The organism is Nocardiopsis alborubida, assembly GCF_012396365.1.
GTDB classification, from domain to species: domain Bacteria; phylum Actinomycetota; class Actinomycetes; order Streptosporangiales; family Streptosporangiaceae; genus Nocardiopsis; species Nocardiopsis alborubida.
In genome coordinates this window covers 83,934-96,131 of the sequence record NZ_JAAXPG010000029.1, presented here as the reverse complement: position 1 = coordinate 96,131, position 12,198 = coordinate 83,934, and the positions used below count along the sequence as shown (strand labels likewise).

Below are 12,198 nucleotides of genomic sequence, written 5' to 3'. Positions count from 1 at the left end.
CACGACGACGCCGCGACCACGGCCGCCCTCGACCGGGCGCGGTCCATCGCCGACCTGACCCCTCCGGGTTCGGCGGCGCGCATGAGACTGAACACGCGCATGAACGCGATGGGACTCTCCGGCCCGGACAGCTCCAACAACCTCTTCGCCTTCGCCGTCACCGACATCACCGGACAGGTACGAGACCCCGACGAGAACGACACCGGGACCAGCGGCACCGACCTCGACTCCCTCGCCCACGGCCTGGGACTGACCGACACCGACGGCCCGGAGTCGGATCTGGCGGAGGCGCCCGGCCCTGCCACCGGCGCACCCCCGAGCGACCGGACGGAGCGGGAGCCGGGGGCGCACCCCGCGACGGACTCGCTCCTGGACGCGTTCAGCGGCGCCCTCAACACGCAGTCCCCGCCGGTCCGGAGCGCACCGGCGGCCGGAGAGGGATCCTCCGACCCCGAGGCCGGACCGTCCCCGCGGCCGGTTCCGGCCCGGTCGACGCCCGAACCGAACACGGACGACGGGACCACCGAGGCCGCCCCCGCCGAGACCGGCGTTTCGCGGGAACAGGCAACACCACCAGACCCGCAGACCACCGAAACCGAACAGACGACGCAGGAAGCCACGCGCACACCCACCCCGCCCGAAACCGAAACACGCGTGCCCACGGAAGAGACACGCACCAGAAACGAAGAACACGAGGAAGCCGCACCTCCCCCACCTCCCGCACCCGCCCCGACCCAGAACGACGGCACCGAACCGGAGCCGTCCGTGCGGCCTGTCGACATCGACGCCACGGACACGGAGCACACACCCCCGCCACCCCCGCAGGAGAACACCAACACCACCACGAACACCACGCGCACCGAGAACACGGAACAACCACCCCCGCCCCAACAGCACGAGCACGACACCACCGCAGCGCCCGTCGAGACGGTGGACGCCACGGACACGGAGCACACACCCCCGCCTCCCCAGCAGGAGAACACCGCCACCGTCGGCACGGACACGGAGCTCCCGCAGCCCAACACCGACACCGACACCGGCGACACCCAGCAGCGGGAGGAGCCACCGCCCCGGAACTATCCGGGATCCGTGACGCCGGACCGGACGGATGCCCCCTACGACCTCGGCTACCTGCTGCCATCCAGCCTGGTCAACTCCAGCATGATCCACGCCGAGCACCTGCGTTCGTTCGTGAACGACACCCTCGCCAACGACGCCGGACACGTCGACGCCACGGTGCGCAACGAGGTCAGGGAACAGATCGACGCCCAGGTACGCGAGCAGACGGGCGTGTTCTTCCAACCGGGGGGATTCTCCACGACGGTCACCGGAGCGGACGGCTCCACGTGGCGGGCGGACCTGCGGCTGCGCTCCTCACCTGAGGGCTTCCACCACGCGCCCACACAACCGCAGCGGGGCTCGGCCTCCACCGAACTGAAACTGGTGGACGAGGCCGGGGAGGCCAACCCGGCCGAGGGCAGCGGCAACCACGGCGGCACCAAGTTCGTCGGACTGGGGTTCCAGGTCTCTCCCCTGCTCCTCGGCACGGTGGGCGGCGTCGACATCGGCCCCCGCTTCACCTTCAGCTTCTCGGGGGGAACGCGCCAACGGCAGACCGTGGACACGGCGGTCAGCGTCCACGACAGCTACACCAGCTACGAGATCAAGGGCAAGCCCGAGGTCTACGCCTCCGACCTGGACATGTTCTTCGATCTGACCCCGGTCCACGTCCCCCCGAGGCAGGGACCGGCCAGCGGCACCACCCCGGCGAACGGCAGTGCTCCGCCGAACAGCGGCACCCCTGCCAACAACACCGGCCCCAACAACAGCGTCGCCCCGAACAACAGCGCCCCCGCCGACAACACCGGCCCGAACGACAACGGCCCGGCGAACAACAACACCCCGCCGGACCGGGCCGTGAACGCACGGGCCGAGTCCCCCAACGGGGTGCTCCTGGTCCTTCCGGGCGGGGTCGTGGCCAACACCGGTCCGGAGTCGATCCGCATGCGCGACCCCTTCGCGACCGAGGACCACCAGCGCGGCCGGGACGACGACGCCAGGCCCCTGGGACCGCACGTGGACAAGGGGCACCCCGTGTCGGTCGGCGACATCCGGCTGAGCGACGGGTCCTCCGACAAGTCCTTCCCCGACTGGATCGCCGACCACCTCTGGTCCCCGGAACAGGACCGCGGATGGTGGAAGTCCGCGGTCGACAAGGTGACGCCCGGGTTCTTCGACAGGCGCAGGCAGCAGAGTCTGGACGCCTTTCACGACCAGGTCCGGGAGTTCTTCTCCAAGAAGTCCATCCGCAACAACCTGTCGGAGATGACCTCGGCGCCCGCGGTCTTCAGGGTCACCGACCCCTCGGGCAAGCCCCGGCTCGTGAGCATCCAGTCCGTGCCCACCGCCTACGACGCCAAGCCCCACACCATCCAGCCAGCGAAGTACATCAAGGGCAACAAGGCCGAACGCGAGAGCGGGAACTCGCTCCGGCACAGCGACTTCCTCGGCGGCACCCTGGGCGCGGGCGTCAGCGTCGACGCGGGAGCCGTGGGCGGTACCCACAAGGCCCGTGTGGACGCGTTCGCCGTGGAGGGGGGTGCGCGGGGCCGGTCGACCGTGGAGAACGCGCAGATATCGTCGGGATCGGTCAACCGCATGAACTACGGCAAGACCGAGTCGTCCGCCTACGACGTGCAGCGCAACTACTACGTGCACTTCGACGGCGAACCCGACGTGTACCGCTTCCAGGGCGACACCGTCGAGATCCTCACCGTCCAGGAGGCCCGCATCCTGAACGGGGACGAGCCCTCGGACAAGGTGCCCGCGCCCCCCGCGCCCGTCCGGACCGAGGGGGGGAACACGACCCCCGGGACTGCGGACACTCCCGAGGCCGCTCCCGACACCACCGGGAACCGACAGCCCGGGAACGACGAGAACCGGAGCGCACCGGGCGGCGACGAACGGAACGGGGACACCGGGACCGAGGGTCAAGACCGACAGCGGGAGCGCGGACCCGAGCAGGAACAACCGCCCGGAGAACAGCCCTCCGGGGAGCGTCCTCCCGGAGACGGGCAGGACGAACAGAACGGAACCCTGCGTCCTCCTCGTCCGAACCTGGCCGAGGAGCACCCGGTCACCTTCCACGGGGCCGTGCCCCGCGACTTCACATGGCCCGACGGCAGCCAGTACCGCGACGTCGACGGGAATCAGCGCAGCATCTACCAGCAGATCGCGCACGAGGTGCTGACCGGGCTGGCCGACAAGCTGCCCGGCCTGGTCCTGCCGGATATGGCACGCGACCCGAAGAACTTCGCCCGGCGGCCCGGCCACGAGAACACGGGCCCGTTCACCGGTTCCACGCGCGAGCACCGTCCCTTCCGACGCGACCACGAGATCGCCGTCTTCAACACCCACAGGGTCATAGACGCGATCTCCGCGTCCAGCTTCAAGAGCGGCACGGACAACCTGACACTGCACGGCCAGCCCGTCCACCTGGTCGACACGGGAAGGTTCGACCCCAGCGCGCTCTTCAAGCCGGGCCAGAGAGTGGTGCGCTCCCCGTTCGTCGCGATACGCATCAGCGCGGACTTCTCCTCGCTCACACACGCGGGAGAGACCACGAGGGGCACCGGAGGCGAGTACTCGGGCGCATCCGAGCGCACCACCGCGGACGGCTCGCAGATGCGCAAGACGGCCCGGTTCTCCTCCGGCGGCTACATCCGCCGGATCGACACCGTCGACGCGGCCGACAACCCGAGCGACGGCGGCGTGTTCTCGGTCGCCCTCCAACTGAGCGACACCAAGGGGAAGGGCCGGGGCCTGGGCATGAAGTCCCAGAGCGAAAGGACCATCCAGTACGCGGAGGACTCCAGTGTCTGGAACTCCGTGGTCCGGTTCAAAGCGAGGCTCTACCAGGACGACGACCTCGGCATGGTCCTGGGCGGCGACACGCCGCTGGCCGAGCGCGGACAGGACCTCCTCAACCGCCCGATCGAGGCGCTGGCCACGATGGACACGGCCAAGGCGGTGCCGGGCGGGGAACGCGGCGACCGGGACGACGCCGCCCCGCAGGTCACCCGGATCCGGCCGATACCGGTCGATCAGGCCCAGGAGATGATCGACGGCCCCACGAGGCCGACGCCGGACAGTGTCCGCAAGACGCGCGACGTGACCGGAACGGTCAAAAGGTGGTTCGGCGGGGGGCGGAGCCAGCCTCCCCCGGCCGAGCGGGTCCCCGCCCCGGCGCCGGAGAACTCCACCGGACAGCGCAACACCACCGGACAGCAGAACCCCGGGCAGCAGAACCCCGGCCTCCAGACCGGCGACGACCAGCGGACACCGGCCCCCAACACCAACCAGCCGAACACCGCAACCGTTCAGGACACCACCGGACAGCAGAACCCCGGCCTCCAGACCGGCGACGTCCGGAGACCGCCGGCGACGGAGACCACGGGCGACACCGACAACACCCACACGAACAACGACGGCGCCACCGACCAGGAGAACACCGAAACCACCCAGGCGCCCAACACCGAAGCCGCGCAGGACACTACCGGGCAACAGAACACCGCGGAGAACGCCCCCGACACCCGCCCCATCGAACAGCGCCGGGCCGAGAAGCTCCGCAGCACTCCCACCTCCGTCGAACACGTCAACACCCGGTTCTCCACCGGTGACGGCAACCGGGTGGGCAGTCTGCTCGAAGCCGCCTACGAGAGCTTCTCCTCCACCACGCCCTGGGAGAGGGACACAGGCGGCCAGCGCCCCTCCAGGGGGCTCGGCAACGAACGCAAGCTGCGGCACTTCTTGAGACGGGCCGACGGGAGCCGGGGGCACTACGAGAGCGCGCTCTCCCCGGAGAACCTCGTGGACAACCCCGCAGCGCGTTCCTCCGGCGGCGCGCGCACCCGCAACGAGATGAGCGGTGGCCTGCTCTCCCCGCACCACCTCCGCGCGACGTCGTCCACCCGGTTCGACATCGACTCGGTCGACCGCTTCGAGCAGTCCGACGGCGCGGTCGTCTTCAAGAGCAAGAACACCCTGGAGGCGTTCTCCAGGACCGGGAGAAGGACCGATCTGACCCTCCTGGCCACGGGCGCGGGCCGGGCCAACCCCAATCCCATCCAACCGGCCGAGCAGCCCGCGGGCGGGACCGCGCCCGCGCCCAACTCCGCGGGCGCGCCCCTGCTCCAGTTCGGCCCCTCCGCGGGCAAGAGCCTGTTCGACAACTACACCATCACCAAGCCCACGTCGAGGTTCAACGAGACGATCGAGTTCCACCCCAAGATCCCGATGTCGTACTCCTACTCCGCCTCGGGGCGCATCACGCAGGCGATGGAGTTCGTCAAGAACTGGAGTATCGGGCCGACGTTCTCCCGCGACGCGCGCTACCGGGGCTGGCAGGCCCACTCCGACAACCTGGAAACCGGGCTGGTCCACATCCGCGACGCCCACGCGTCGGGCATGGTCGAGGACAAGGTCCAGGAGGTCGGCGGCGAGCTGGTCCGCGTTCCCCAACCCGAACCGGACCGGCCCGGGACCGTGAGACCGCGCCCGGGTTTCGAGGACTCCGGCATGATGCTCGATCCGGTCGACCCCGGCGAGGCCATCCAGAACCTCGTCGACGACCTGGCCTCGCAGGGCTGGCGGTTGACCAAGGGGAGCCGGGAGATCATCCTCAACGCCCTCGAATCCCACACCGGGCTCAACCCCAACACCGGAATGCCGGTGACGGTGAAGATCATCCCCATCGACCACTCGATCGGGAACCTCAACGCCCCGACGACCGCGCCCCTGTCCCTCGACGCCACCGTGAAACTGCGCCTCGACAGGGACAACGCGAGGGTCGAGTACCTGGGCGGCAAGACGGAGTACCGGCAGCGTCAGGGCCCGGAGGGAGGGGACAGACTCCAGAAGGGCAGTGAGAGCTCCGTGTCCCACGGGGCTTACGGCTCGCTCCTGAACCCGCTGCCCCAGTCGGGGGGCGACCAGCCCGGGGGTACCACCCCGTCGAGCCGCCCCTACCTGATGGGTCTGCAGGGTGACGGCTCCACGACGAACGCGCACGGCGGCGGCGGGATCGTCCGGGACACGAACAAGCGCTCCACCCAGTTGACCATGGAGACGCCCTACGCGCGGGTGTCGTCGGACACGCGGCTGACGCTCGACCTGCACATCTCGGAGAAGCAGGGCGCGGCCAACTCCCTCCTGAGGGAGACCCCGGGCTCGCACAGGCGTGACTTCACCGGCACGGGGAACTCGGGCCGGGCGCAGGAGATGTACCCGGCCTTCTCCCTGGACCTGCGCAACGAAGCGAGCACGGCCGAGGGGAACAACATCCCCCGGACGTCCACCGACGGAAACAACAACCCCCGCACCACACCCGAAGGAAACAACACCACCCAAACGACCGCTCAGGGCGGCAACAGACAGCCCGGCGGCCCGCAGACGGGGAACCGGACTGCTCCGGAGAACCCCTCCAACGACCACCACGCCTCACTGACCGACATGGCGCGCTCCCTGACACCCGCAGGGGGCCCGCAGGCCCGAGACGCCTTCAACGACGCCCTGACCCTGCTCGCGTCCGTCGAGAACAAGGGCAAGGACATCCTCGACCTGGGCCGGATCGTCCTGGCGAAGTCGTGGGGCTGGAACCCGCCCGCGGACGCGGTCCGCGACGGGCGCTACACCCCGGAGGCCGTCGAGAAGGCGGCCAGTTACGCGGCGGACAAGCTCAAGCTGAACTCCCGCGACAACGCCATCGACCAGACGCTCACCGAACTCGGCATCAAGGCCCTCTTCGCCAAGGCCAGTTCGAGGACGGGCGCCGAACTGCCCGAACTGGGCCCGAGCACGTGGATGATGCGCACCATGTCCCATCCGGAGACGGCGCGCATCGTGGACTACAACCCGAGCATGCGCCTGACCGACTCCTCGGAGACGAGCAGGACCTTCTCCCCGTTCCACAACGAGTCGTCCACGACGACCATGGGTTTCGATGCGCGCCCCTCCGGACGCACCGGAACGGGGCCACCGACGACGGCCACCCACTACGGCTCGGTCAACAACACGGGATCGTCCGCGTCCGGAGGCGACACCGCACGGGGGAGCAAGCCGAAGGAGCCTCCCCACTCCGACCGCGTCCGTACCGGCCCCGGCTACCTGGTGGAGATGGACACCGACGTGTTCATCGGAGCCAGGACCGAACTGCAGGGCCCCTGGTACAAGCGCTCAGCACGTTACGTCGGGGACAAGGCCGCGTCCGCGGGCAGGGCCGTGCGCGGCGTTTTCAGCGGCCGGAGCACCCCCTCGTCCGTCCCCTCCCGCCCCGCCCGGTGGCAGCGGGGCGAGACCACCGTCAAGACGACCCAGTGGATCTCCCACGGCGACGCGGTGAGGATGGGCATCATCACGCCCGACCACGCCACCCGGATCGCCCCCCTGACCGAGCGTTTCGCCCAGATCCAGAAGGCGCTCGGAGACGCGGAGAAGGCCTACCTCGAAGCGCGCTGGCCTCTGGACCAGGCGGCCTCCGACCGCATCGCCGCACCCGACGACCCTCGGGTCCGGGAGCGTTACAGGGACCTGGAGGACGCCTACGAGGACCGGCGGAGGAACTTCAACCAGGCGGTACACGACTGGGTGACGGCGCTCCGGGAACTGCGTGACGGCCTGGGCGACCTCTCCTCCCTGCCCAGGCCGCGTACCGCGACCGCACCGGCCCTCGACACCATCCAGGAGGAGCCGCCGTCTCCCCCCGCCCCGGCCCTGCAGCGGAACGCTCCGGACCCCGCCGCCGACCCCGAGGCCATCGAGCTGCCCGAGCGGAGCAACCGGCAGCCCGAGCAGGAGGGCCGACAGCCCGAGCGGGGCACCGGACAGCGCGGCGCCGCCCCGGACCTCCTGGACGCCCTCGGCTCGGATCTCAACATCCGGCCGCGGGAGGTCGAGGTGGAGGCGCCTCCCCAGCCCCCGCAGCAGAACACCCCGGACCCCGCGAACACCGAGCTACCCGAGCACGACACCCGGCCGCGGGAAGACGTGCCGAGGCAGGCACCTCAGCCGAGCGCGGCCGAGGTGCTCGAACGGGCGCGGCAGAGACTGGCGCGGGACCTGGTGATGGGCAGGGCCCTCCAAGGCCGGGACGGCTCCTCCCGCAACGAGGCCGCCCCCGCCGACAACCGCCCGGAACGCCGTTCACGCAACCAGACGGAGGGGCCCCTCAGCCACACGGACCAGCGTTCGGGCCCCTCCTCCGAAACGCACGCACCGCCCGAGTCCGCGACGGTCCGGAGGCCGAGGACGGCGGAGCCGACCGGGGAGAACGGGGCCGGGCCGTCCCAGCACGGCGCGGACCTGTCCACCGAACGGACGGGACCGCCCCCTCCCGACCGGACGGAGGCACGGCGCGTCCCCGTCCCGGAGCGCGTTGACGACCCCGCCGACAGGCACACGGCGAACGTTCCGGAGAACCCGCACGACACCAGCGGCCAAGAGGCCGGTGACGGGGACGGGGACGAGGCACCCCGCATCCGCTGGCTCGACAGGCACTACCCGGAGGCAGCCTCGCTCAGCGGGGAAGAACGCCATCAGCTGGTGCGATCGCTCACGGAACGGTCCCTGGCGGTGGGCCCGCCCGTCCCCGAAGGGTTCCGGTACCCCCTGGACCTGGGCGGCCCCGACGACATCGCCTGGCTCGAGGCCCAGAGAGCACAGCGCTTCCCCCCGGAGTCCGACGCCACCGTCCTTCCCGGGCCCTCCACGGCCCCGAGCGCACCGCAACAGCGGGAACAACCCGTCGAAGACCAGAACCAGCAGCCGCGACCGACACCGTCCGGGGACGACCGTCCGTCCCCGGCGGACACCGGTCCGACGGGCGACCACGGCAGACCGCGCTCACCCGAGCAGACGGAGCCGCAGGGGCTGGAGGAGCGGCCCCGTGCGCAGGAGGACCCGGACGGACGGCAGCCGCTGTCCACCGAGGCGCCCAGGAGCGTGATACACGTCGGCCAGCTGGCCCGTCACCACGAGGCGAGCTTCACCGGCCCCGGAAGCGAACGCGCCCTCCAGCCGCCGGAGACCGATCCCGCACCGGAGGAACAGCGTTCCCCCGACCGGATCGAGAGCCGTCACGCTCCCGAGGACCAGCCCGCCCTCCACCGAACACAGGCCCCTGTCCCGCCCGGCCCCTCCACGGACCCGGGCCGAAGCGAGTGGGACAACCGACTCCAGGCCTTCGACGACTGGAGGACCAACTGGCAGCAGCGACAGGAGGCTCGGACGCCAGAGGGGGAGGACCGTCTACGGGAGGCCTGGAGGGCCAAGTGGTCGCTGCCGGCAAGGACCAGGCCGAGCGGGAACGGACCCGCTCCGTACGACACCGGCCTGACGGGTGGCCACGGCCAGCAGCGCTCCCCCGGCCGGCCCGAGACGCACGGTGCCTCTGAGGACCAGTCCGCCCCGCGAACGGAGACCGCCCCCGCGGGGGAGGGACCGCGCTCCTCCACCCCGACCGAGACGAACCCGGCCCCCGGCAGCCCACCGCGGAGCCAGGCGACCACGCAACCGGCCCGACCAGCCCCCGAGGAAACCTCCAGCGCCCAGCCCCAACCGGCACCCGAACAGGCTCCCGCCACCCGGCCCCTCAGCCAGAACCGGGACGACGGGGGTTCCTCCGCCCTGCCCCAGGACCGCACGGGCACCTCCCGGCAGGAGGGGACCGTGCCTCCGGCGGAACAGGATCCCCCGGCCTCCGACCCGGAGTCCGACCTGTTCGCGTTCTTCGACCAGGAGCTGAACGGTTCCGCGAACAACGGAGGCGACAACTCCGCGCAGGACACCACGCGAACCCCCTCCGGCGAGGAGGTGACGGCCGAGCCCGCCCCGGCCCCCGACGACGGCCGGTCCCCGGAGGCCCCGAGCCCCGAGACAGCGCCCGAGGCGACCGAGGCGACCGAGGCGACCGAGTCCGACCCGTCCCGGAAGCAGCCCGGGTCCGAGGCCGGGGAGGCCGCGAAGGACCCCGAGCACACGCAGGACGAGAAGGAGAAGGAGGACACCGAGGAGGAGGCCGAGGACGCCCCCACCGGCACCAAGGACGAACGCGAGGACGAGGGCGGTGACGACGGCGGTCCCGACGAGGATCGTTCCAGGGGGAACAGCGGAGACCGGACCGGCGGCGACGGAGGCTCCGGCCAGGACCGCTCCGGAGGCGAAGGCGGCTAGGGCGGCAACGGTGACAGCGGTGGCAACGGTTACAGCGACAGGATCGGTGAGGGTGACCGGTCGGGCGACCGTTCCGGGGACCGGGACGGTTCCGGGAAGGGCCGCGGGAAGCGGGAGGAGGAGGACCGTTCCCCGCATGGCGACCAGCGCGGCGGCACGAACCACGGCCGAGGGGGGCCCGGCCCGCCCCGCCCCCTGGCTCTGAGGAGCGGCCGCGCTCCCGGGTCGGGGCGCGGAGCCGCCGTCCGCGCCTTCGTGGAGCCCTCTCCGGAGGGGAAACGACGCGGGCCGGTCATCGGACGCTCATGGAACGTACACGGGAAACCGAGTACGCTACCGCAGTCGGCCCTCTCGCCCGAGGCCCCACCCGCACGGACGGCGGCCCCTCCCGCGGCGACGGTCACAGCCCCGTTCCGCGAGGAAGGGCCCCACGGGACGGCGGCGAAGAGGCCCCCGCGACGGCGCACGCCTCCCGGCCCGGCGTCCCGCGGAGGGTTGGCGTAGGGTCGGGTCCCCCCGCCCCGCTCCCCCGCGCACGGCCTCTGACGGGACGACGCCCCCGCGCCCCGTCCGGGCCGCCCCTCCGGGTGCGAAACGCCCCCAGGACACCCCTGAGAGTCTGGAGCACACGTCAGGTGACCGCACACACCGATCCGGGGACCGCCCGGTCCCGGCGCCGCCGCACCGCCGCCGCGGCGCTGGCCCTCGGGCTCCTCGCACCCCTCCCCGCGGCCCCGGCGGCGGCCGAGGCGCCCCGGGACCCCGTCTCGCTCGCACAGGTCCACCCCTTCAAGGCCGACGACCAGCCGTGCGCGGCCACCGGCGGGGACGTCGTGGAGCAGAGGCCCTGGACGCACCACTTCCTGGGCCTGTCGCGGGCCCACGACCTGAGCACCGGCGAGGGGGTGGGCGTGGCGCTGCTGGCCCCGGAGGTGGACGGAGGCGTCCCCGCGCTGTCCGACGCCGTGGAGGGCGGGCAGTCCGCCGACTGCCTGGGGTTCGGCACGTCGCTGGCCGGAGTGGTCGCCGCCCGGTCCGTGGAGGGCAGCGGACTGGTCGGGGTGGCCCCGGGCTCGTCGGTGACGGCCGTGGCCACCGGCAGTCCCCAGACCGGCCTGGCCTCGGCGCAGGAGATCGCCGCCGGGATCGGGAGCGCGGTGGACGCGGGGGCCCGCGTGGTCCTGGTGGGCACGGGCACGTGGGAGGCGTCCCCGGCGCTGGAGTCCGCGGTGGCCGCCGCCGAGGAGGCCGACGCCGTGGTCGTGGCCCCCGCGACGGTCCCCACCTCCCAGGGTCCGCTGCCGGGCCAGCCCGCCCAGCACGCGTCGGTGCTGAGCGTGGCCGCGCACGACGTGGAGGGCCTGCCCGTGGCCCAGGGACCGCTGGTCCTGCCCAGCGGCGACCTGGCCCGCGTGGACCTGACCGCGCCGGGCGACCGTGTGGTGGGGACCGGCCCGGGCGGCGGCCACGTGGCCGCGGCGGGCGACGGCGTGGCCGCGGCCTTCGTGGCGGGGACCGCGGCCCTGCTCATGGCGCGGGAGCCGGACCTGAGCGCCGAGCAGGTGCGCGAGCGGCTGACCACCACGGCCTACGCATCGCCGCGGGGGGACGCGGACCCGCTGTCGGGGCACGGCAGGGTGGACCCGCTGGCGGCTATGGCCATCGCCCCGGGCGGCGCCCCCGCCGGGGTGGTGGGCGAGGGGTTCGTCCCCGACCCCTCCCCCGAGGGTTCGGTGGACGTGCCGCCCACGGCGGCCGTGGTGTCCGTCGCGCTCCTGCTCATCGTGCTGTGCGTCCTGGGCGGAGCGGTGTACAAGCTCGGACGCGCGCGCAAGTGGCGTCCCGCCGCCGCGGGCGAGCCGGTGCCGATGCGCTCCGACGAACCGGTGCGCTGACACCGGGTCGACGCGGAAGGGGGCGTCCGGCGCACCGGACGCCCCCGAACACGTTCGGGGACCGGGTCCCCCCGCC

General features: G+C 72.2%; 2 protein-coding genes. Both read left to right on the top strand.

Going from position 1 to position 12,198, the window contains the following annotated elements:
* Positions 1-99 precede the first annotated feature (99 nt).
* On the top strand, positions 100-10,227 hold the full coding sequence (locus HGB44_RS25360) for a hypothetical protein (protein ID WP_210752139.1): 10,128 nt from the start codon (positions 100-102) through the stop codon (positions 10,225-10,227).
* 635 nt (positions 10,228-10,862) lie between these two features.
* Positions 10,863-12,122, top strand: a complete 1,260-nt coding sequence (locus HGB44_RS25355; RefSeq protein WP_061083348.1) for a S8 family serine peptidase — start codon at positions 10,863-10,865, stop codon at positions 12,120-12,122.
* The last annotated feature ends 76 nt before the right edge of the window (positions 12,123-12,198 follow it).

Excerpts from the sequence above, each read along its gene's own strand:
- HGB44_RS25360 (WP_210752139.1), top strand. The coding sequence starts at position 100 with ATGAACGCGATGGGACTCTCCGGCCCGGACAGCTCCAACAACCTCTTC.